General features: G+C 60.2%; 20 protein-coding genes. 10 read left to right on the top strand and 10 right to left on the bottom strand.

Annotated features, from left to right (window positions below; all coding sequences use genetic code 11):
• Positions 1-29: 29 nt before the first annotated feature.
• Complete coding sequence (locus N2A98_RS01850) at positions 30-2480, bottom strand: glycogen/starch/alpha-glucan phosphorylase (RefSeq protein ID WP_044270658.1); 2451 nt, start codon at positions 2478-2480, stop codon at positions 30-32.
• A gap of 237 nt (positions 2481-2717) precedes the next feature.
• On the opposite strand from N2A98_RS01850, the gene N2A98_RS01845 reads away from it, so the two are divergent.
• Positions 2718-3152 carry a YkgJ family cysteine cluster protein gene (locus N2A98_RS01845; RefSeq protein ID WP_003187815.1) on the top strand — a complete coding sequence of 145 codons (435 nt, stop codon included), beginning with the start codon at positions 2718-2720 and terminating at the stop codon, positions 3150-3152.
• Positions 3153-3347: 195 nt separating this feature from the next.
• On the opposite strand, the gene typA is transcribed toward N2A98_RS01845, so the two are convergent.
• Positions 3348-5168, bottom strand: a complete 1821-nt coding sequence (gene typA / locus N2A98_RS01840) for a translational GTPase TypA (RefSeq protein ID WP_003187814.1) — start codon at positions 5166-5168, stop codon at positions 3348-3350.
• A 139-nt stretch (positions 5169-5307) separates the two neighbouring features.
• Positions 5308-6762, bottom strand: coding sequence for a tRNA uracil 4-sulfurtransferase ThiI (gene thiI / locus N2A98_RS01835; RefSeq protein WP_032894010.1), 1455 nt, complete (start codon positions 6760-6762; stop codon positions 5308-5310).
• A 334-nt stretch (positions 6763-7096) separates the two neighbouring features.
• Here thiI and glnA point away from each other — a divergent pair, with 334 nt between their 5' ends.
• From glnA to ntrC, 4 genes are all read left to right on the top strand, one after another.
• Entirely contained in the window at positions 7097-8503 is a 1407-nt protein-coding gene (gene glnA, locus N2A98_RS01830) for a type I glutamate--ammonia ligase (protein WP_003187811.1), read from the top strand.
• A 204-nt stretch (positions 8504-8707) separates the two neighbouring features.
• Positions 8708-9244, top strand: coding sequence for a chorismate mutase (locus N2A98_RS01825; protein ID WP_275622953.1), 537 nt, complete (start codon positions 8708-8710; stop codon positions 9242-9244).
• Between the two features lie 361 nt (positions 9245-9605).
• The gene (glnL, locus tag N2A98_RS01820; RefSeq protein WP_014716523.1) at positions 9606-10691 is read left to right on the top strand and encodes a nitrogen regulation protein NR(II); all 1086 of its coding nucleotides are present in this window, start codon (positions 9606-9608) and stop codon (positions 10689-10691) included.
• Complete coding sequence (ntrC, locus tag N2A98_RS01815; protein ID WP_003187806.1) at positions 10688-12124, top strand: nitrogen regulation protein NR(I); 1437 nt, start codon at positions 10688-10690, stop codon at positions 12122-12124. Before glnL ends, ntrC begins: the two co-directional genes overlap by 4 nt.
• 452 nt (positions 12125-12576) lie before the next feature.
• Here the strand turns inward: ntrC and N2A98_RS01810 are convergent, their stop codons facing one another.
• The gene (locus N2A98_RS01810) at positions 12577-13017 is read right to left on the bottom strand and encodes a hypothetical protein (protein ID WP_125969375.1); all 441 of its coding nucleotides are present in this window, start codon (positions 13015-13017) and stop codon (positions 12577-12579) included.
• On the opposite strand from N2A98_RS01810, the gene N2A98_RS01805 reads away from it, so the two are divergent.
• A complete protein-coding gene (locus N2A98_RS01805) occupies positions 13016-13471 on the top strand; it encodes a tRNA (cytidine(34)-2'-O)-methyltransferase (RefSeq protein WP_003171120.1) in 456 nt (151 codons plus the stop codon). The two genes, N2A98_RS01810 and N2A98_RS01805, sit on opposite strands and share 2 nt — an antisense overlap.
• A gap of 159 nt (positions 13472-13630) precedes the next feature.
• Here the strand turns inward: N2A98_RS01805 and secB are convergent, their stop codons facing one another.
• From secB to N2A98_RS01790, 3 genes are read right to left on the bottom strand one after another with little or no spacing between them, the layout of a single operon-like run.
• Positions 13631-14110 carry a protein-export chaperone SecB gene (gene secB, locus N2A98_RS01800; RefSeq protein WP_032894017.1) on the bottom strand — a complete coding sequence of 160 codons (480 nt, stop codon included), beginning with the start codon at positions 14108-14110 and terminating at the stop codon, positions 13631-13633.
• 41 nt (positions 14111-14151) lie between these two features.
• Positions 14152-14406, bottom strand: coding sequence for a glutaredoxin 3 (gene grxC / locus N2A98_RS01795; protein WP_078466540.1), 255 nt, complete (start codon positions 14404-14406; stop codon positions 14152-14154).
• A 1-nt stretch (position 14407) separates the two neighbouring features.
• Positions 14408-14821 carry a rhodanese-like domain-containing protein gene (locus N2A98_RS01790; protein ID WP_032894019.1) on the bottom strand — a complete coding sequence of 138 codons (414 nt, stop codon included), beginning with the start codon at positions 14819-14821 and terminating at the stop codon, positions 14408-14410.
• Between the two features lie 151 nt (positions 14822-14972).
• Between N2A98_RS01790 and gpmI the strand changes: the two genes are divergently transcribed.
• From gpmI to N2A98_RS01770, 4 genes are all read left to right on the top strand, one after another.
• Entirely contained in the window at positions 14973-16499 is a 1527-nt protein-coding gene (gpmI, locus tag N2A98_RS01785; protein ID WP_275622952.1) for a 2,3-bisphosphoglycerate-independent phosphoglycerate mutase, read from the top strand.
• Between the two features lie 259 nt (positions 16500-16758).
• The gene (locus N2A98_RS01780) at positions 16759-18054 is read left to right on the top strand and encodes a murein hydrolase activator EnvC (RefSeq protein ID WP_003187792.1); all 1296 of its coding nucleotides are present in this window, start codon (positions 16759-16761) and stop codon (positions 18052-18054) included.
• A gap of 30 nt (positions 18055-18084) precedes the next feature.
• Complete coding sequence (locus tag N2A98_RS01775; RefSeq protein WP_003187790.1) at positions 18085-19398, top strand: S41 family peptidase; 1314 nt, start codon at positions 18085-18087, stop codon at positions 19396-19398.
• A gap of 2 nt (positions 19399-19400) precedes the next feature.
• Positions 19401-20174 (top strand): divergent polysaccharide deacetylase family protein, encoded by a 774-nt coding sequence (locus tag N2A98_RS01770; RefSeq protein ID WP_275622951.1) that lies wholly within the window; start codon positions 19401-19403, stop codon positions 20172-20174.
• A 104-nt stretch (positions 20175-20278) separates the two neighbouring features.
• Here the strand turns inward: N2A98_RS01770 and N2A98_RS01765 are convergent, their stop codons facing one another.
• The 3 genes from N2A98_RS01765 to hisA form a co-directional block, all read right to left on the bottom strand.
• Entirely contained in the window at positions 20279-21034 is a 756-nt protein-coding gene (locus N2A98_RS01765) for an ABC transporter substrate-binding protein (protein WP_275622950.1), read from the bottom strand.
• A 66-nt stretch (positions 21035-21100) separates the two neighbouring features.
• Positions 21101-21871 carry an imidazole glycerol phosphate synthase subunit HisF gene (hisF, locus tag N2A98_RS01760; protein ID WP_003187786.1) on the bottom strand — a complete coding sequence of 257 codons (771 nt, stop codon included), beginning with the start codon at positions 21869-21871 and terminating at the stop codon, positions 21101-21103.
• A 9-nt stretch (positions 21872-21880) separates the two neighbouring features.
• Positions 21881-22618, bottom strand: coding sequence for a 1-(5-phosphoribosyl)-5-[(5-phosphoribosylamino)methylideneamino]imidazole-4-carboxamide isomerase (gene hisA, locus N2A98_RS01755; RefSeq protein WP_003187784.1), 738 nt, complete (start codon positions 22616-22618; stop codon positions 21881-21883).
• Between the last annotated feature and the right edge of the window lie 24 nt (positions 22619-22642).

The raw sequence follows: 22642 nt of genomic DNA, 5'->3' as shown, positions 1-22642 counted from the left end.
CAAGCTCGCTCCTACAGTGGCATCAGGGGTCAGTCGAGGGCTTTCCAGATCTCGGTGGCGTATTCGCGGATGGTGCGGTCCGAGCTGAACCAGCCCATGCGCGCCGTGTTGAGCACTGCCGAACGCCACCAGGCCTTGGAGTCGTGCCAATGCGCTTCGACCCGCGCCTGGGCGTCCCAGTAGGCGTCAAAGTCGGCACACACCAGGAAGCGGTCGTAGTCGATCAGCCCATCGATCAGGCCCACATAACGCCCCGGGTCATCCGGCGAAAACACCCCGCCACGGATGGCTTGCAGCACGTCGTTCAAACGATGGGACGCGGCGATGTCCGGCCCGGCGCTGAACTCGCCGGCATGCTTGCGAGCTTCCACCTGCTGGGCACTGAGACCGAAGATAAACATGTGCTCGGCGCCGACCCGCTCGTGCATCTCCACATTGGCGCCGTCCATGGTGCCGATGGTCAGCGCACCGTTGAGGCCGAACTTCATGTTGCTGGTGCCCGACGCTTCGAAGCCGGCGGTGGAAATCTGCTCCGACAAATCCGCTGCCGGAATGATGCTTTCCGCCAGGCTGACGTTGTAGTTGGGCAGGAACACCACCTTGAGCAAACCGCGCACGGTCGGGTCGTTGTTGACGGTGCGGGCGATGTCGTTGGTCAGCTTGATGATCAGCTTGGCCTGGTGGTAGCTGGCCGCCGCCTTGCCGGCAAAGATCTTGACCCGAGGCACCCAGTCGATGCCCGGCTCGGCACGGATCGCCTGGTACAGCGCCACGGTGTGCAACAGGTTGAGCAGTTGGCGCTTGTACTCGTGAATACGCTTGACCTGCACATCGAACATCGCGGCGGGGTTGATCGCAATGCCCAGGCGCTCATGGATGATCTGTGCCAGGGCGCGCTTGCTGTGCAGGCGCTGCTCAGCAAATGCTTTGCGAAAGGCCGGTTTCTCGGCAAAGGGTTCCAACTCGATCAGGCGCTGTTCGGGCTGATCGAGAATGTCCGGGCCCAGCGCCTCCACCAGCATATCGGTCAGTTTGGGGTTGGCCTGGTACAGCCAGCGTCGGAAGGTAATGCCGTTGGTTTTGTTGTTAATGCGCTCGGGGTAGAGCTTGTGCAGTTCGGAGAACACCGTGCTGCGCATCAGCTGGGTATGCAAACCGGACACGCCGTTGACGCTATGGGAACCCAGGAACGCCAGGTTGCCCATGCGCACGCGGCGACCGTTGTCTTCTTCGATCAGCGACACCGCGCGCAACACATCAAAATCGTGGATGCCTTTGGCACGCAGCGAATCAATGTGCTGGGCGTTGATCAGGTAGATGATCTGCATGTGCCGCGGCAGCATACGCTCCATCAAACCGACAGGCCAGGTTTCCAGCGCCTCGGGCAGCAGGGTGTGGTTGGTGTACGAAAGGGTCTCGACGGTGACATCCCAGGCGGCTTCCCAGGGAATGTCATGCAGGTCGACCAACTGGCGCATCAACTCAGCCACGGCGATGGACGGGTGGGTGTCGTTGAGCTGGATGGCGGCGTGTTCGCCCAGGCTCAATACCGACCCGTGCATGTTCTTGTGGCGGCGCAGCAAATCCTGCAGCGACGCGGAGACGAAGAAGTACTCTTGGCGCAGGCGCAGTTCTTGCCCTGCTTCGGTGCTGTCGGCCGGGTAAAGCACTCGGGAGATGCTTTCGGCGCGGGCCACTTCGGCGACGGCGCCCAAATGGTCACCGGCGTTGAAGCGCTCCAGGTGCAGGTCTTCTACGGCGCGCGCACGCCAAAGGCGCAGGGTGTTGACGCTGGCGCCGCGCCAGCCGACGACCGGCGTGTCATAGGCCACGGCGCGCACGGTTTCGTTGGGCGACCACACCTGGATCATCTTGCCGGAGGCGTCCGCGACGGTTTCGACGCTGCCGCCAAAGCCAATCGGGTAAATCACCTCGGCGCGTTCGAATTCCCAAGGGTTACCGAAATCCAGCCAGCGCTCGGTCTGTTCCTGCTGCCAACCGTCGACAATCGCTTGGCGGAACAAGCCGTGTTCATAACGAATGCCGTAACCGTGGCCGGCAACGCCTAGCGTCGACATGCTTTCCATAAAGCACGCCGCCAGACGGCCCAGGCCACCGTTGCCAAGCGCCGCGTCGGGCTCCAGCAGGCGGATGCGCTCCAGATCCACGCCCAGCTCCGACAGCGCTTCGCGAGCGATCTCCAGCACACCCAGGTTGCTCAGGCTGTCGTAGAGCAGACGGCCGATGAGAAATTCCAGGGACAGGTAATAAACGCGCTTCTGGCCTTTGCGATAAATACGCCGCGTGTGGTCCATCCAGTGGTCGACCATCTGGTCGCGGGCGGCCAGGGCAATGGCTTCGAACCAGTCATGGTCGAAGGCGTGATCCGGGTCCTTGCCCACCGCGTAGGTGAGTTTGGTCAAGACAGCATCGCGGAATGCGGCTACCTCTGCTTCTCGTGCAAGCGGTTCCTGAGACATCGGTGCGACCTCGGGCGAGATTGAAGGAGTTGCTAGAGCCTAGTCGGTCTGACAGACGGTAGACGCGCTGGTTCGGCAGTTTTTTAACTCATTGGCCTGTGGCTGAATTTGATGCAGGGGTCGTGCCCGATCAGGCCCTGGCCAAACCTTTGAGCTGAAACCTGCAAAATATTGTTCAAAAAACCACCAATCCCGGTATGATCGCGCGCCCGGATAACGCCCCACCTTGGAACCTTGATGAAGCCTCAACTGATCGCCGCCGCGGAACTCGACCGTCTAGAGACCTGGCAGAAATACTCCGCCCATATGTGCGGCGGCTGCGTGTCCAGCTGCTGCACGCTGCCGGTGGAGGTGAAGATCAAGGACCTGATCCGCATTGGCATCGTCGATGAGTTCGAGCGCGGCGATCCGCCGAAGAACATCGCCAAGCGTTTGCAGAAAGAAGGCATCGTCGAGCGCTACAACAACAAGTCCGAAATTTTTACCCTGCAGCGCATGAGCAACAACGACTGCCTGTACCTGGATCGTAAGACGCGCTTTTGCACTATTTATGACAAGCGCCCGGATACGTGCCGCAACCACCCGAAAATCGGGCCGCGGCCGGGGTATTGCGCGTATAAGCCCAAGGAAGTGGTGCGCGAGACCAACTTCAAGACCCTCGACAAGTTCTGATCCGGATTTTGTAGTGCCCTCAAGGGCCTCATCGCAGGCAAGCCAGCTCCCACATTTGAATGTATTCACAGATCCAAAATGTGGGAGCCGGGCTTGCCCGCGATGAGGCCGGCACAGTCACCACAAAACCTGCTGGCATAAAAAAACGCCCCCGGCCTTTCGACCGGGGGCGTTTTTCATTCAGCCTGAGTTAACTCAGTTCTTGGCTTTCTTGGCAGCGCGGGTACGCTCGCCTTCGTCCAGGATCTTCTTACGCAGGCGGATCGACTTAGGCGTGACTTCGCACAGCTCGTCGTCCTGGATGAATTCCAGGGCCTGTTCCAGGGTGAAGCGAACAGGTGGAACCAGAGCGATGGTTTCGTCTTTGCCCGAAGCACGCATGTTGTCCAGCTTCTTGCCTTTGGTTGGGTTGACGCCCATGTCGTTGTCACGGCTGTTCAAACCAACGATCTGGCCGTTGTAGATCTCTTGACCGTGTTCAACGAACAGCTTGCCACGCGCCTGGAGAGTTTCCAGGGAGTAGGTCAGCGCCTTGCCGGTTTCTACCGATACCAGAACACCGTTCTGACGGCCGGACATGTCGCCGGACTTCATGGTGTCGTAGCGATCGAAGATCGAGGTCAGGATGCCAGCACCGTTGGTCAGGGTCAGGAACTGGTTACGGAAACCGATCAGACCACGAGCAGGGATGTTGTATTCCAGACGTACACGGCCTTTGCCATCCGGCACCATGTTGGTCAGGTCGCCCTTACGCAGGCCCATCTCTTCCATGACCTTGCCCTGGGATTCTTCAGGGGTGTCGATGGTGACGTTTTCGAACGGTTCCTGCTTCACGCCGTCAACCTGACGGATGATCACTTCCGGACGACCAACACCCATTTCGAAGCCTTCGCGACGCATGGTTTCGATCAGTACAGAGAGGTGCAGCTCACCACGGCCGGAGACCTTGAACTTGTCAGCCGAGTCGCCTTCTTCAACGCGCAGAGCAACGTTGTACAGCAGCTCCTTGTCCAGACGCTCCTTGATGTTACGGGAGGTCACGAACTTGCCTTCTTTACCGCAGAAAGGCGAGTCGTTTACCTGGAAGGTCATGGAAACGGTTGGCTCGTCAACGGTCAGAGGCTTCATCGCCTCGACGTTGTCCGGCTGGCACAGGGTGTCGGAGATGAACAGCGAGTCCATACCGCTCACGCATACGATGTCGCCAGCGAAAGCTTCTTCAACGTCTACACGGTGCAGACCGTGGTGACCCATCAGCTTCAGGATACGACCGTTACGCTTCTTGCCGTCAGCGCCGATAGCGACAACCGGGGTGTTCGGCTTGACGCTACCACGAGCGATACGGCCAACGCCGATAACACCCAGGAAGCTGTTGTAGTCCAGTGCCGAGATTTGCATCTGGAACGGGCCTTCGCGGTCAACTTTCGGTGCTGGTACGTTGTCGACGATCGACTGGTACAGCGGAGTCATGTCTTCAGCCATGTCGGTGTGGTCAAGACCAGCAATACCGTTCAGGGCGGAGGCGTAGATGACTTGGAAGTCCAGCTGTTCTTCGGTAGCACCCAGGTTGTCGAACAGGTCGAAGATCTGGTCCAGAACCCAGTCCGGACGCGCGCCTGGACGGTCAACCTTGTTGATGCACACGATCGGACGCAGGCCGGCTTCGAAAGCCTTCTTGGTCACGAAACGGGTTTGCGGCATAGGGCCGTCTTGAGCGTCAACCAGCAGCAGAACGGAGTCAACCATCGACATTACGCGTTCTACTTCGCCGCCGAAGTCGGCGTGGCCCGGGGTATCCACGATGTTGATGTGGTAGCCGTTCCAGTTGATAGCGGTGTTTTTTGCCAGGATGGTAATACCGCGCTCTTTTTCCTGGTCGTTGGAGTCCATCACGCGCTCGTCGTTGAGCTCGTTGCGCTCCAGGGTGCCGGATTGACGCAGGAGTTTGTCTACCAGGGTGGTTTTACCATGGTCAACGTGAGCAATGATGGCGATGTTACGTAGATTTTCGATCACTTGTGTATCTCGATCAGAGGATTCGGTGTGCTGACAGGTCGTGGCAGCGATTAACAGTAGAGTCAGGCCTTGCCGTTACAGCTTGACGGCAGAGTCGGGGGGCCGGTGACGCAGGCCACAGGCAAACAGCCCCGGGCTCTTAGCTCGGTCGATAAACGCGCACATTGGCATGCCCCTCACTGAGCAAATGGTGGGCATGCAGGCGACTCATCACGCCTTTGTCGCAATACAACAGGTACTGACGGCTGTTATCCAGTTCCTTGAAACGCGCGTTCAGTGCGTAGAACGGCAGCGTTTGCACGTCGATGCCAGCGATTTCAAGCGGCTCGTCTTCAGCGGCATCCGGGTGACGGATGTCGATGACGATCTGGCCGGCCAGGGCTTCGCTGACTTCTTCGATTTTTACATCCTGGCCCAACTCGTCGATTACCCGATCGATTGGCACCAGCTTGGCGTTCTCGAGCGCACGCTCCAGAATCGCCATGTCGAATTCTTTTTCTTCATGCTCCACGCGGTGACGCTTGGCGTGGGTCTTGGGGTTCACCGAAATGACCCCGCAGTATTCAGGCATATGCTTGGCAAAGTCGGCGGTGCCGATTTGCTCTGCCAGGTCGATGATGTCCTGCTTGTGGCTGGCGATCAGCGGGCGCAGCACCAGCTTCTCGGTCACGCAGTCAATGATCGACAGGTTAGGCAGCGTCTGGCTGGAAACCTGGGAAATCGCTTCGCCGGTCACCAGGGCGTCAATCTGCAATTGATCGGCGATCCGGGACGCAGCGCGCAACATCATACGCTTCAATACTACGCCCATATGACTGTTATCGACTTTGCCGAGAATTTCGCCCAGCACTTCCTCGAACGGTACGCTTACAAATAGCACGCGTTGGGAGCTGCCGTATTTCTTCCAGATAAAGTGCGCGACTTCCATCACGCCCAATTCATGTGCACGCCCGCCCAGGTTGAAGAAGCAGAAGTGGCTCATCAGGCCGCGACGCATGATCTGGTAGGCCGCCACCGTGGAATCGAAACCGCCGGACATCAATACCAGGGTCTGTTCCAGGGCGCCCAGCGGGTAGCCGCCGATGCTGTTGTGCTGGCTGTGGATCACAAACAACCGTTGGTCGCGAATTTCCATGCGCACTTCAATTTGTGGCGCTTTCAAGGAAATTCCAGCGGCACCACATTCGCGACGCAGCTTGCTGCCGACGTATTTTTCGACGTCCATGGAGCTGAACGGGTGCTTGCCGGCACGCTTGCAACGCACCGAAAAAATCTTGCCTTCAAGCGCACTGCCGTAGTGCTGCTTGCACTTTTCGGTGATGTCGTCGAAGTCGCCCAGTGGGTACTCATCCACCTGCAGGAAATGCGCGATGCCCGGCATGCAGCTCAGGCGCTCGGTCATGTCCTTCAAGGCTTTGGCGTCGGTAATGCGGGTTTCCAGCTCGAGGTTGTCCCACACGCCGTTCACCACCACAGCCGGGTCCAGGTCACGGAGCACGGCACGGATGTTCTTGGCCAACTGACGGATGAAACGCGTCCGTACCGGTCGGCTTTTGATGGTGATCTCGGGGAAGACTTTAACGATTAATTTCATGGAAACAGCGCGCGCCGGGCCTGCTGAAAAAGGGGGGCGCGGATTATAGCGGAAATCGCTCAAGGTTTAACCAGTTAATATGCATTGCCTACGCAATGCACCAAAACGGGTCATTTACCCAAATAAACGCTACATTGCAGTGCGCGATTTATGCCGTTTTTGCCGATTGCACCGTTATAGGGGCCATTTTGAGGCAAAACGGCCATGTTGGCGCACTGGCATGCAATTTGCTCTCTTGTGAGGCAGGTTGCCTTGGCGGAGTATCCGCGCCGGCATCACCCAAATTCTAAGGGCTAACTCCACTACCCAAGCCCGAAGCCACCCGGAGGACACCATGTCGAAGTCGGTTCAACTCATCAAAGATCATGACGTTAAATGGATTGATCTGCGCTTCACGGACACAAAAGGCACTCAGCACCACGTGACCATGCCGGCTCGCGATGCGCTGGAAGATGACTTCTTCGAAGTCGGCAAGATGTTCGACGGTTCCTCCATCGCCGGCTGGAAAGGCATCGAAGCCTCCGACATGATCCTGCTGCCAGACGACAGCACCGCCGTACTCGACCCGTTCACCGAAGAGCCAACCCTGATCCTGGTGTGCGACATCATCGAGCCTTCGACCATGCAAGGCTATGACCGCGACCCACGCGCCATCGCCCACCGTGCCGAGGAATACCTGAAGTCCACCGGTATCGGCGACACCGCTTTCTTCGGCCCTGAGCCAGAGTTCTTCATCTTCGACTCGGTGAAGTTCAAATCCGACATCTCCGGCTCCATGTTCAAGATTTTCTCCGAGCAAGGCTCGTGGATGTCCGACCAGGACGTGGAAGGCGGCAACAAAGGCCACCGTCCAGGCGTGAAAGGCGGCTACTTCCCAGTACCACCGTTCGACTTCGACCACGAAATCCGTACCTCCATGTGCAACGCACTGGAAGAAATGGGCCAGACCGTTGAAGTTCACCACCACGAAGTGGCGACTGCCGGCCAGAACGAAATCGGCGTGAAATTCAACACGCTGGTGAAGAAGGCTGACGAAGTTCAAACTCTGAAATACTGCGTGCACAACGTTGCCGATGCCTACGGCCGCACCGCTACCTTCATGCCTAAGCCGCTGTACGGCGATAACGGCTCGGGCATGCACGTTCACGTATCGATTTCCAAAGACGGCAAGAACACCTTCGCTGGCGAAGGCTATGCCGGCCTGTCCGATACCGCCCTGTACTTCATCGGCGGCATCATCAAGCACGGTAAGGCCCTGAACGGCTTCACCAACCCGTCGACCAACTCCTACAAGCGTCTGGTCCCAGGTTTTGAAGCGCCGGTGATGCTGGCCTACTCGGCACGCAACCGCTCCGCCTCGATCCGTATTCCTTACGTCAACAGCCCTAAAGGCCGTCGTATCGAAGCACGCTTCCCGGACCCGGCTGCCAACCCTTACCTGGCCTTCGCCGCCCTGATGATGGCCGGCCTGGACGGTATCCAGAACAAGATCCACCCTGGCGACGCCGCCGACAAAAACTTGTACGACCTGCCGCCTGAAGAGGCCAAAGAGATCCCACAAGTGTGCGGCAGCCTGAAAGAAGCCCTGGAAGAGCTGGACAAGGGCCGTGCGTTCCTGACCAAAGGCGGCGTTTTCAGCGACGACTTCATCGACGCTTACATCGCCCTGAAAAGCGAAGAAGAAATCAAAGTACGCACCTTCGTACACCCACTGGAATACGAGCTGTACTACAGCTGCTGATCCGGTAGCGCTGCTTGAGGCAGCGTGATGAAAAAGGCCTCCTTCGGGAGGTCTTTTTTTTGCCTGGGCGTTACGCTACGCCAGCTCTGCAAACCCAATCAACGTGTGGGAGCTGGCTTGCCTGCGATAGCGCACTGCCGGCCACCTGCTGTATCACTGACACACCGCCATCGCGGGCAAGCCCGCTCCCACAGGAGATCACCTTTGAGATATCGACTTGTATTTGCCCTGCTGTTCATCAGTGCCAGTGCGAGCGCAGCGCCGCCTACGCTCGACCCCTTGCTCAACAGCATCGCCGAACGCCTGGAGATTGCCGACCAGGTAGCGCTGAGCAAATGGGACAGCCACAAGCCCGTGGAGGACAAGAAGCGCGAACAAGAGGTGATCGCCAGCGTTACTGCCCAGGCGCCGAGCTACAAGCTGGACCCGGCCGCTGCCGAGCAGTTCTTCGCCGCGCAGATCGAAGCCAACAAACTGATGCAATACACCCACCTGTCCGATTGGCAGTTCCAGGGCAAGGCGCCCGACGACCCACGCCCGGACTTGGTCCAGCAGATCCGCCCGCGATTGGACGAACTGCAAAAAAGGCTGCTGCTGCAGTTGGCCGACTTCACTCCACAGCGCACCGACCCGCAGTGCCCGCAATGGCTCGCCGAGGCCGTGCATGAACCGCTGAACGATCCGCTGCGCCAACTGGCGATGATCCGCGCCACCGCCGAGCTGTGCATTTACAAAAACTAGTGCCTGCAAACCCAATTAAAAATGTGGGAGCTGGCTTGCCTGCGATAACGATGTTGAATGCACCACAGCTATCGCAGGCAAGCCAGCTCCCACACTGACTGCGATTTGCCTTAAATCTTCAGTTGCTGAACACCCTTCACAAAATCGCACTATATTGGTGCGATAGCCTGCACCCTTCTCAATTGCCCAGCCCATTTTGGTTCGAAACTTCCCGTTGAGGCTGGCAGAACGCCACAGTTTCGCGCCTGAACCCCTTATTTCAGGGGATTAGCGCTTCTTTTCGGAGCCTTGGTTTGGTTTTTGCATTTTCCTTGTATCAGCGTGTGCCTCAAGCCCGCGCCTTGCTCCAAAAGAGGTCCCGATGACCATCAGCGATGCACTGCACCGTTTGTTACTCGACAACCTGACCACCGCGACCATCCTGCTCAATGCCGACCTGCGCCTTGAGTACATGAACCCGGCGGCGGAGATGCTCCTGGCCATCAGCGGCCAGCGCAGCCATGGGCAGTTCATCAGCGAATTGTTCACCGAGTCGGCCGAAGCCTTGAGTTCACTGCGCCAGGCCGTGGAGCAGGCACACCCGTTCACCAAGCGCGAAGCGATGCTCACCGCGCTCACCGGGCAGACGCTGACCGTCGACTACGCCGTGACCCCGATCTTGAGCAATGGCGCGACCCTGCTGCTGCTCGAAGTCCACCCCCGCGACCGCCTGCTGCGCATCACCAAGGAGGAAGCGCAGCTATCCAAGCAGGAAACCAGCAAGATGCTGGTGCGCGGCCTCGCCCATGAGATCAAGAACCCGCTGGGCGGTATTCGCGGCGCGGCACAGTTGTTGTCCCGCGAGCTGCCGGACGAGCACCTCAAGGACTACACCAACGTCATCATCGAAGAAGCCGACCGCCTGCGTAACCTGGTGGACCGCATGCTGGGCTCCAACAAGCTGCCGTCCCTGGCGATGACCAACGTGCATGAGGTGCTGGAGCGCGTCTGCCAACTGGTCGAGGCCGAAAGCCAGGGCTGCATCACCTTGGTGCGCGACTACGACCCAAGCATTCCCGACGTGTTGATCGACCGCGAGCAGATGATCCAGGCGGTACTCAATATCGTGCGCAACGCCATGCAGGCTATCAGCAGCCAGAACGAGCTGCGCCTGGGCCGCATCAGCCTGCGCACCCGCGCCCTGCGCCAGTTCACTATCGGCCATGTGCGCCATCGCCTGGTGACCAAGGTCGAGATCATCGACAACGGCCCCGGCATTCCTGCGGAGCTGCAGGAAACCATCTTCTTTCCCATGGTCAGCGGCCGCCCGGACGGTACCGGGCTGGGCCTGGCCATTACCCAGAACATCATCAGCCAGCACCAGGGCCTGATCGAATGTGAGAGCCACCCTGGCCACACCACGTTCTCGATCTTCCTGCCATTGGAACAAGGAGCCCCCACGACATGAGCCGTAGTGAAACTGTCTGGATCGTCGACGACGACCGTTCTATCCGCTGGGTCCTCGAAAAAGCCTTGCAACAAGAAGGCATGACCACCCAGAGCTTCGACAGCGCCGATGGGGTGATGAGTCGCCTGGCACGCCAGCAGCCGGACGTGATCATTTCCGACATTCGCATGCCTGGGGCCAGTGGCCTGGACTTGCTGGCGCGCATTCGCGAGCAGCATCCGCGTTTGCCGGTGATCATCATGACCGCCCACTCGGACCTGGACAGCGCTGTCGCGTCCTACCAGGGCGGCGCCTTTGAATACCTGCCCAAGCCATTCGACGTGGATGAGGCGGTGGCGCTGGTCAAGCGCGCCAACCAGCACGCCCAGGAACAACAGAACCAGGAAGCGCCGCCGACCCTGACCCGCACCCCGGAAATCATCGGGGAAGCGCCGGCGATGCAGGAAGTGTTTCGCGCCATCGGGCGCTTGAGCCACTCCAACATCACCGTACTGATCAACGGCGAATCGGGGACCGGTAAAGAGCTGGTGGCCCATGCGCTGCACCGCCACAGCCCACGGGCGGCCTCGCCGTTTATCGCGCTGAACATGGCGGCGATTCCCAAGGATTTGATGGAGTCCGAGCTGTTCGGCCATGAAAAAGGCGCGTTCACTGGGGCAGCCAACCTGCGTCGCGGACGCTTTGAACAGGCGGACGGCGGCACGCTGTTCCTCGATGAGATCGGCGACATGCCGGCCGATACCCAGACTCGCTTGCTGCGCGTGCTGGCTGACGGCGAGTTCTACCGTGTGGGCGGGCATACACCGGTCAAGGTGGATGTGCGCATTATCGCGGCCACCCACCAGAACCTGGAAACACTGGTGCATGCGGGTAAATTCCGTGAGGACTTGTTCCACCGCCTCAACGTGATCCGCATCCACATCCCGCGCATGTCGGACCGTCGCGAAGACATCCCCACCCTCGCCCGCCACTTCCTCAGCCGCGCCGCCCTGGAGCTGGCTGTGGAGCCCAAGCTGCTTAAAAGCGAGACCGAGGAATACCTCAAGAACCTGCCGTGGCCCGGCAACGTGCGCCAGCTGGAGAACACCTGCCGCTGGATCACCGTAATGGCGTCCGGGCGCGAGGTGCACATCAGCGACCTGCCGCCGGAGCTGCTGAGCCTGCCGCAAGACTCGGCCCCCGTGACCAACTGGGAACAGGCGCTGCGCCAATGGGCCGACCAGGCCCTGGCACGCGGCCAGTCGAACCTGCTGGACAGCGCCGTCCCGGCGTTCGAGCGGATCATGATCGAGACTGCGTTGAAGCACACCGCCGGCCGCCGCCGCGATGCCGCCGTGCTGCTGGGGTGGGGTCGCAATACCCTGACGCGCAAGATCAAGGAATTGGGGATGAAGGTGGATGGTGGGGATGATGATGAGGGTGATGAGGCCTGATCACATTTTCCCAAACCCACTGAAGATCCAATGTGGGAGCGGGCTTGCTCGCGAATGCAGAGTGTCAGTCACCGGATGTGTTGGCTGGCCCACCGCCTTCGCGAGCAAGCCCGCTCCCACATTTGGATCTTCATAAAGCTCGGGGTTGTGCACCGCTTCAATGCACTATGAACCGGCATTGAGCACAGACCCGAAACCTCACAGAGCGCTTTTGCTACGAAGTTCATAACCGCAGAACCTACCAAAGCCCCGTATTCCGGGGCCTTGCGCTTTTTGGCATTTTTTTCAAGCAGCAATTGCAAGTTTTGGCACGCCCCCTGCAATAACCCCTGTACTACCCAGTTTCGGGGACCTTGGTACAGGCAGGCCGAGAATCCCCTCTTTAACACCGAAGCCTCAGGCTTCACCCCGTTTTGGGAGCCCTGGTACAGGCAGGCCGGGAACTCCCTCTTTTATTGCTCGTGGAGATGGATCTCCAGCCGCCAGCGGCCATCGACCTCTGCACCGCTCCACGCCCCACGCAACGGCCGGGCCGCTACCAGGTTCAGCAGCAAGCCAGCATCGGTCTTGCGTATGCGCCAATTCACATCCTTGTCATTGACCTTGAGCTGCCCGCTGGCAGCCTTGCCCTGGGCGTCAAACAGCAACGCCACGGTGCCGTCGATATGCTCGCCGTGCAGCTTGGGTTCGTTGTTGAACCACACCACCAAACCATCCGCCGCAGGTTCTACCTGTTGCAGCTCAAGCGGCTCGGGGGTGGTCAAGCGGCCGATCATCAAGCCAATCATCAAGCCGACAATTGCCAATGAGCCCAACACCCTCGGCAATAGCTTCGGTCTCGGGTCGTCTTCGGGGGTAGAATGCAGCGCATCTTTGCCTTCGGAGCCGTGCATGTTTCACGTCATCCTTTTTCAACCAGAAATTCCGCCGAATACCGGCAACGTTATCAGGCTGTGCGCCAACAGTGGCTGCCACCTGCATTTGATCGAGCCTTTAGGCTTTGACATGGACGACAAGCGCCTGCGCCGTGCCGGGCTGGACTACCACGAGTACGCCACCCTCAAGCGCCATGCCGACCTCGCCAGCTGCCTGGAGAGCCTGGGCCACCCACGGCTGTTCGCGTTCACCACCAAGGGCTCGCGGCCGTTTCATGATGCCAGCTTTGCCGAGGGCGACGCGTTCCTGTTCGGCCCCGAGAGCCGCGGCCTGCCGGCCGAGGTGCTTGACGCATTACCCGATGGCCATCGCCTGCGCTTGCCGATGCGTGAAGGCTGCCGCAGCCTGAACCTGTCCAACACCGTGGCCGTCGCTGTTTACGAAGGCTGGCGCCAACTGGGCTTCAAGTAACACCACATAACAAATGTGGGAGCGGGCTTGTGTGGGAGCCGGGCTTGCCCGCGATGCAGGCACCTCGGTGTGTCAGTCACACCGCAGTGATGCTATCGCAGGCAAGCCAGCTCCCACACAAGCCCGCTCCCACATTTTTGATCGGCGCCGTTCAAAAAATCATTGAACGGTCGGCGCGCCTTCTTGTTGCATGCGCTGCAGCTCTTGGGCGTACAGGGCATCGAAGTTCACCGGCGCCAGCATCAGTGCCGGGAACGAGCCACGGGTGACCAGGCTGTCCAGGGTCTCACGGGCGTACGGGAACAGGATGTTCGGGCAGAACGCGCCCAGGGTGTGGCTCATGGACGCTTCGTCCAGGCCCTGGATCAGGAAGATACCGGCCTGTTGCACTTCAGCGATGAAAGCAACTTCTTCACCATTCTTGACGGTGACCGACAGGGTCAGCACCACTTCGTGGAAGTCACCTTCCAGGGATTTCTGACGAGTGTTCAGGTCCAGCGCAACGCTTGGGGTCCATTCCTGACGGAAGATGGCCGGGCTTTTTGGCGCTTCGAACGACAGGTCACGCACATAGATCCGCTGCAGCGAGAACTGTGGGCCTTGAGCTTCTGCTGCTTCGGTGTTCTGTTGATCAGTCATCGCAGATCCTTCTTTATCTTGGGTTCTTAAGGGTTTAGGAGTCAGACGGACAGCAGCGCATCAAGTTTACCGGCGCGCTCCAGGGCAAACAGGTCGTCGCAACCACCGATGTGCCGGGTGCCGATCCAGATCTGCGGGACCGACGTGCGGCCAGCCTTCTGGGCCATTTCGGCGCGCACCTGGGGCTTGCCATCGACCTTGATCTCTTCGAAGGCAATGCCCTTTTTCTCAAGCAAGGCCTTGGCCCGCATGCAGTAAGGGCAATAATCGCTGGAATACACGACAACCTGGCTCATATCACTTCACCAACGGCAGGTTATCGCCACGCCAGCTGCTGATACCACCGGACAGCTTGGCGGCGGTGAAGCCGGTCTTGAGCATCTCGCGGGCGTGGGTGCCGGAGTGCTGGCCCTGGGCATCGACCAGGATGATGGTCTTGGCCTTGTGCTTTTCCAGTTCGCCCAGGCGCGCCATCAGCTTGTCCTGGGGAATGTTCAGGGCGCCCACGATATGGCCGGCGGCATAATCCTTGGCCGGGCGAATATCGACGACGACGGCCTCATCCTTGTTGACCAGCGCGGTCAGCTCCGACGTGCTCAGGCTGCGACCACCGCGGCTCAGTTCATGAGCGATCAGCAGCGCCAGCAGGATGACGAAGGCGCCCACAAGCAGGTAGTGGGCAGTGGCAAATGCAATCAGGTGATCAACCATCAAGGAGGTTCCAGGGCGTTAAAATGGCGGTAAGTATACACAGCCGCCAGGGGGGGCCAACCCCCGTAAAGCGGTGACGTGGTTGGAACTTCGCTTTAAACTGCCACTCCCTTTTCAATTGTCTTCCTTTATTAACGCCGCGAGAGGATCTATGACTACCACGCCTAAACCTTTGGTCCTGATAATTCTCGATGGCTTCGGACACAGTGAAAGCCACCACGACAACGCGGTTTACTCGGCCAACAAGCCGGTACTGGACCGTCTGACCGCCACCGTTCCCAACGGTTTGATCTCAGGTTCCGGCATGGACGTGGGCCTGCCGCACGGCCAGATGGGCAACTCGGAAGTCGGCCACATGAACCTCGGCGCCGGACGAGTGGTGTACCAGGACTTCACCCGTGTCACCAAAGCGATCCGCGATGGCGAGTTCTTCGAGAACCCGACCCTCTGCGCGGCGGTCGATAAAGCCGTTGCCGCCGGCAAGGCCGTGCACTTCATGGGCCTGTTGTCGGACGGCGGCGTACACAGCCATCAGGATCACCTGGTCGCCATGGCCGAACTGGCGTTCAAGCGCGGCGCTGACAAAATCTACCTGCACGCCTTCCTCGACGGCCGCGACACGCCGCCCAAAAGCGCGCAATCCTCCATCGAACTGCTGGACACCACCTTCGCTGCCCTGGGCAAAGGCCGCATCGCCAGCCTGGTGGGCCGCTACTTCGCCATGGACCGCGACAACCGTTGGGACCGTGTCTCCCAGGCCTACAACCTGATCGTCGACGGCCAGGCCGAATTCAACGCGGCCACCGCCCAGGAAGGCCTGGAAGCGGCCTATGCCCGTGGCGAGAGCGATGAATTCGTCAAGGCCACCACCATCGGCGAACCGGTGAAGGTCGAAGACGGCGACGCCGTGGTGTTCATGAACTTCCGCGCCGACCGTGCCCGTGAGCTGAGCCATGTGTTCGTCGATGAAGGCTTCAAGGACTTCGAGCGCGCGCGTCAGCCGAAGGTCGAGTTCGTCATGCTCACCCAATATGCCGCCAACATCCCGGCCCCGTCGGCTTTTGCCCCGGGCAGCCTGGAGAACGTGCTGGGCGACTACCTGGCCAAGAACGGCAAGACCCAGCTGCGCATCGCCGAGACCGAGAAATACGCCCACGTGACGTTCTTCTTCTCCGGTGGCCGCGAAGAGCCGTTCCCTGGCGAAGAGCGCATTCTGATCCCGTCGCCAAAAGTCGCGACCTACGACCTGCAGCCGGAAATGAGCGCACCGGAAGTCACCGACAAGATCGTCGACGCCATTGAAAACCAGCGTTATGACGTAATCGTGGTCAACTACGCCAACGGCGACATGGTTGGCCACAGCGGCAACCTGGAAGCGGCGGTCAAGGCGGTTGAATGCCTGGACCTGTGCGTTGGCCGCATCGTCGACGCGCTGGATAAAGTCGGCGGCGAAGCGCTGATCACCGCCGACCACGGCAACTGCGAGCAGATGTCCGACGAATCCACCGGCCAGGCGCACACCGCGCACACCACCGAGCCGGTGCCGTTCATCTATGTCGGCAAACGTGACCTGAAAGTGCGTGAAGGTGGCGTGCTGGCGGATGTGGCGCCGACCATGCTGAAACTGATGGGGCTGGAACAGCCGAAGGAGATGACCGGCACCTCGATCCTGGTCTGACACCCGCATCACTGCAAATCCCTGTGGGAGCGGGCTTGCTCGCGAATGCGGTAGTTCAGTCAATATCTTCAGCGACTGACACACCGTATTCGCGAGCAAGCCCGCTCCCACATTGGTTTTGTGGTGTTTGGTAGATGTCTTTTCGCCATACCATCGCCACTCGGCGCCTATCTTGACCGCCAGCCCCAATTGGGCGTTTTTTTTGCAGCGCTTGGCGGGCATACTAGGCCGTCCTTTTCCCCTGGTGTCGCCCGCCTCTATGCTTCGCGCCTTGATAACCCTTGCTCTTGTCTGCCTGCTCCAACCGGCGTTTGCCGATGAGCGTGCACAAACCCAACAACAGTTGGACGCTACGCGTCAGGACATTACCGAGCTGAAAAAGCTGCTCGGCAAGCTCCAGGAAGAAAAATCCGGGGTGCAGAAAGACCTGCGCGGCACGGAAACCGAGATGGGCAAGCTGGAGAAGCAGGTCCAGGAGCTGCAAAAAGAACTAAAGAAGAGCGAGTCGGAACTGGAGCGACTCGACGCTGAGAAAAAAAAACTCCAGAGCGCCCGCGTTGAACAGCAACGCCTGATCGCGATCCAGGCCCGCGCCGCCTACCAGAGCGGCCGCCAGGAATACCTCAAGCTGCTGCTCAACCAGCAAAACCCTGAGAAATTCGCCCGCACCCTCACTTATTACGACTACCTGAGCCAGGCCCGCCTGGCGCAATTGAAGGGGTTTAACGAAACCCTGCGCCAACTGGCCAATGTCGAACAGGAAATCGCCGACCAGCAATCGCAGCTGCTCGACCAGAAAACCGCCCTGGACACCCAGCGCGACCAGCTCGATAAAGTACGCAAGGAACGCCAACAGGCCCTGGCCAAGCTCAACAGCGACGTCAAAGCCCGCGACGCCAAGTTGCAGGCCCGCGAGCAAGACCAGGCCGACCTGGCCAAAGTGCTCAAGACCATCGAAGAAACCCTGGCCCGCCAGGCACGCGAGGCCGAAGAAGCGCGGCAAAAAGCGCTGATCGCCCAGCAGGAAGCCGAAAAAAAGCGTCAGCGTGAGGCCGAACTGGCTGCCACCACCGACGCTCCAGCCCCGCGCAAACCGGCGCGTGCAGCGCCTGGCCCGCTGGTTTCCAGCAGTGGTGAGTCCTTCGGCGGCCCTTTTGCTTCAGCGCGCGGCAAACTTCCATGGCCGGTTGATGGTCGATTACTGGCACGCTTTGGGGAAACCCGTGGCGATGACACCCGTGCCAAGTGGGATGGCGTGATGATCAGCGCCTCTGCCGGCAGCCAGGTCCACGCCGTGCATGGTGGGCGCGTAGTGTTCGCCGATTGGTTGCGGGGCGCCGGCTTGCTGGTGATTCTTGACCACGGTAATGGCTATTTGAGCCTTTACGGCCACAATCAGACATTACTCAAGTCGGCAGGTGATGTTGTAAAAGCCGGTGAATCCATCTCCACTGTCGGTAACAGTGGTGGCCAGGACACCCCGGCGCTGTACTTCGCTATTCGTCAGCAGGGCCGCCCGAGCGACCCTGCACAATGGTGCCGGTCCCAAGGATAGGGTCGCATCTACATTAGGAGTTCGTTCGACATGCTGCATTTGTCCCGCCTCACTTCGTTGGCCCTGACGATCGCCCTGGTGATCGGCGCGCCTCTGGCTTTTGCCGACCAGGCCGCACCGGCTGCACCCGCCACGGCTGCGACGACCAAGGCGCCATTGCCGCTGGACGAGCTGCGCACCTTTGCCGAGGTCATGGACCGGATCAAGGCAGCGTATGTCGAACCCGTAGACGACAAGGCCCTGCTGGAAAATGCCATCAAGGGCATGCTCAGCAACCTCGACCCGCACTCCGCCTACCTGGGCCCGGAAGATTTCGCCGAGCTGCAGGAAAGCACCAGCGGTGAGTTCGGCGGCCTGGGCATCGAAGTGGGCTCCGAAGACGGCCAGATCAAAGTGGTCTCGCCTATCGACGACACCCCGGCGTCCAAGGCCGGTATCCAGGCCGGCGACCTGATCGTGAAGATCAACGGCCAGCCGACCCGCGGCCAGACCATGACCGAAGCCGTCGACAAGATGCGCGGCAAGCTCGGCCAGAAAATCACCCTGACCCTGGTGCGCGACGGCGGTAACCCGTTTGACGTGACCCTGGCCCGTGCGACCATCACGGTCAAGAGCGTGAAAAGCCAGCTGCTGGAGTCGGGCTACGGTTATATCCGTATCACCCAGTTCCAGGTCAAGACCGGCGACGAAGTGGCCAAGGCCCTGGCCAAGCTGCGCAAAGACAACGGCAAGAAGCTCAACGGCATCGTGCTTGACCTGCGCAACAACCCAGGCGGCGTGTTGCAGTCGGCGGTCGAGGTGGTCGACCACTTCGTCACCAAGGGCTTGATCGTCTACACCAAGGGCCGTATCGCCAACTCCGAGCTGCGCTTCTCGGCCACCGGCAACGACCTCAGCGAGAACGTGCCACTGGCTGTCTTGATCAACGGCGGCAGCGCCTCGGCCTCGGAAATCGTCGCCGGCGCCCTGCAAGACCTCAAGCGCGGTGTGCTGATGGGCACCACCAGCTTCGGCAAAGGCTCGGTGCAGACCGTATTGCCGCTGAACAACGAGCGTGCGCTGAAGATCACCACGGCGCTGTATTACACGCCCAACGGCCGCTCGATCCAGGCCCAGGGCATCGTGCCGGACATCGAAGTACGCCGCGCCAAGATCACCAACGAGATCGATGGCGAATACTACAAAGAAGCCGACCTGCAAGGCCACCTGGGCAATGGCAACGGCGGCGCCGACCAGCCAACCGGCAGCCGCGCCAAGGCCAAGCCGATGCCCCAGGATGATGACTACCAACTGGCCCAGGCACTCAGCCTGCTCAAGGGCTTGAGCATCACCCGCAGCCGTTGATCATGCGCCTTGCCCTCATCTTCGCTGTGCTGTGCAGCCTGGTAGGGGTCGCTCAAGCGGCCCCTGCCAGCGAACCGCACAAAGCCTACCTGACACTGATCATTGATGACCTGGGGCAAAACCTGCCTCGGGATCGTCGTGTGCTCGCGCTACCCGGCCCGGTGACCGCCGCCATCATGCCGGACACGCCCCACGCCGCCGAATTCGCCCGTGAGGCCCACAAGGCTGGCAAGATCGTGATCCTGCACATGCCCATGGACCCGGCCACCGGCCCCTTCGCCTGGCACCCGGAGCTGTCCATCGAAGAACTGGGCAAGCGCCTGGATGCCGCGTTCGATGCCGTGCCCTACACGGCAGGCATCAACAACCACATGGGCAGCCGCATGACCGCACAACCGGCCGCGATGGCCTGGCTGATGAGTGAGCTGCAACGGCGCCACAAGTTCTTCGTCGACAGCCGCACCAGCGCGCAGACCGCCGCCGCCGCCGAGGCGCAGAAGATCGGTTTGGCCCATGTGTCGCGGGATGTTTTTCTCGACGACGAACGCACCGAAGCGGCGATTACCACGCAATTGCAGACCGCGATCAAACTGGCGCATAAGCAGGGTTCGGCGGTGATGATCGGGCATCCTTACCCACAGACACTGGCGGTGCTGGAGCGCGAATTGCCCAAGCTCAAGGCACAGGGCGTGGAGTGGATCGATATCAAGTTGATGATCAGCGTGCGCAGTAACCGGGCGATGGCCGGGCATGGCAAGAACGGCATCTATCGCTGACGCCCCCCCTGTAGGTGCGAGCTTGCTCGCGAAAAACTTGAGACCGCCGCGTACACCCCGGATACCCGCATCATCGTTGACGTCCTTCGCGAGCAAGCTCGCTCCTACAGGTAGTTGGCCATGATCTGGTCGATACGGCCTTCCTCACGCAACTGGTCCAGCGCGGCCTGGAGCCTGGCCACCACCTCATCCGGCACGTCCTTGTTCAACGCCAGGTAAAGCTGCGCACTGTTGAAGCGCAATACCGTCTTGAGCCCGTTCACCCCCACCTGCCGCGCCAGGTAGCGCCCGGCAGGGTCGCCGGTGGCCCACAGATCGATCTGGCCCTCCATGAGCTTTTGCGCATTGTCCTGGTCACGCAAGGCAACAATCGGCTTGAGCCCCTGCTTGTCCAGGCTTTCGGCAATGGCGTCGCCTTTGTAGGCGCCAATCTTGTAGCGGCGCGCTTGCTCCAGGCTTTCTAGCTGAATCTTGCTGTCGGCCTTGGCCAGCAGTACCCAATCATCCGGGCCGATGGGGCCGACCCATTTGAACAAGGCTTCACGGTCTGGCAGACGCGCCATCACAAACACACCGTAACCGGGTTTTTCCAGGGCGAGCTTGTAGATTCGTTCCCACGGGAAGCGCAGGGTCAGGTTGTAGGAAACGCCGGCACGCTGGAAGGTTTCGCGCATGATGTCTACGGCGATGCCTTCGATGTTCTCGTCCTTGGCGAAGTTCTTGCCGTTTTTCGCCATGTTGTAGGGCGGGAAATTTTCTGTCAGCAACACCAGGGAGGCGTCAGACGGTTGTTCGGCGTGTGCCGTAGCCACCATGAGCATGGAGGAACTGGCGAGGGCGAGCAGCAGGTGTTTGAACATGAAGGCTACCGGAATCCATGGCAAGCGCAGAGAGTGCCGCGAGCCTGCCATGGTGTCCAGCAGCGTTTAGCGCACGACGATACCGCGCGCGGCCATGTAGGCCTTGGCCTCGGGTACGGTGTATTCGCCAAAGTGGAAAATACTCGCCGCCAGTACCGCGCTGGCGTGGCCTTCAAGCACGCCATCGGCCAAGTGCTGCAGGTTGCCCACCCCACCCGATGCGATCACCGGAATACCCAGGGCATCGCTGATGGCGCGGGTGACGCCCAGGTCGAAGCCGTTTTTCATGCCGTCCTGGTCCATGCTGGTCAGCAGGATCTCACCGGCGCCCAGGCCTTCCATCTTCATCGCCCACTCCACCGCGTCCAGCCCGGTAGGCTTGCGCCCGCCGTGGGTGAAGATCTCCCAGCGTGGGGTTTCGCCCGGGCCGGACACCTTCTTGGCGTCGATAGCCACCACGATGCATTGCGAGCCGAAGTGCTGCGCGGCTTCGCCGACAAACTCGGGGTTGAACACGGCGGCGGTGTTGATCGAGACCTTATCCGCGCCAGCATTGAGCAGGTTGCGGATGTCTTGCACGGTGCGCACGCCACCGCCCACGGTCAGCGGGATAAACACCTGGCTGGCCATGCGTTCGACGGTATGCAGCGTGGTATCGCGGCCATCGACGCTGGCGGTGATGTCGAGAAAGGTAATCTCGTCGGCACCTTGCTCATCGTAGCGACGGGCAATTTCCACCGGGTCGCCGGCGTCACGGATGTTCTCGAACTTGACGCCCTTGACCACGCGACCGTTGTCGACGTCCAGGCAAGGGATGATGCGTTTGGCCAGCGCCATGGTCAGTCCTCAGCCGTTGTAGGCGTCGCAGTAAGCCTGGGCTTCGGCGACGTCCAGAGTGCCTTCATAGATCGCACGGCCGGTGATGGCACCGATGATGCCGGGGGCCTTGGCGTCCAGCAGCGACTTGATGTCACCCAGGTTGTGAATACCGCCGGAAGCGATCACCGGGATCTTGGTGGCCGCTGCCAGGGCTGCGGTGAAGGGTACGTTGCAGCCCTGCATCATGCCGTCTTTGGCGATGTCGGTATAAACGATGGCGGACACGCCGTCGGCTTCGAACTGCTTGGCCAGGTCGATCACCTGCACGGTGCTGATTTCAGCCCAGCCGTCGGTAGCGACGAAACCATCTTTGGCATCCAGGCCTACGATCACTTTGCCCGGGAAAGCGCGGCAGGCTTCGGCGACGAAGGCTGGGTCTTTCACGGCCTTGGTGCCGATGATCACGTAGCTCACGCCCGCTTTGACGTAGTGCTCGATGGTTTCCAGGGAACGGATACCGCCGCCGATCTGGATCGGCAGGTTCGGGTAGCGCTTGGCGATGGCAGTAACCACCTCGCCGTTGACCGGCTGGCCTTCGAAGGCGCCGTTCAGGTCCACCAGATGCAGACGACGGCAGCCCCCTTCTACCCATTTGGCAGCCATGCTCACCGGGTCATCGGAGAACACGGTGGAATCTTCCATGCGGCCTTGGCGCAGGCGGACACAAGCGCCGTCCTTGAGATCGATAGCGGGGATAATCAGCATCTGGCAAACCTTATTCGATATTCA

Origin of the sequence: Pseudomonas sp. FJ2-5-13, from assembly GCF_029201605.1 — a bacterium.
In the GTDB taxonomy this organism is placed as follows: domain Bacteria; phylum Pseudomonadota; class Gammaproteobacteria; order Pseudomonadales; family Pseudomonadaceae; genus Aquipseudomonas; species Aquipseudomonas lactis.
The sequence above is the reverse complement of the archived record's forward strand: the minus strand, read 5'-3'. Positions and strand labels throughout refer to the sequence as shown.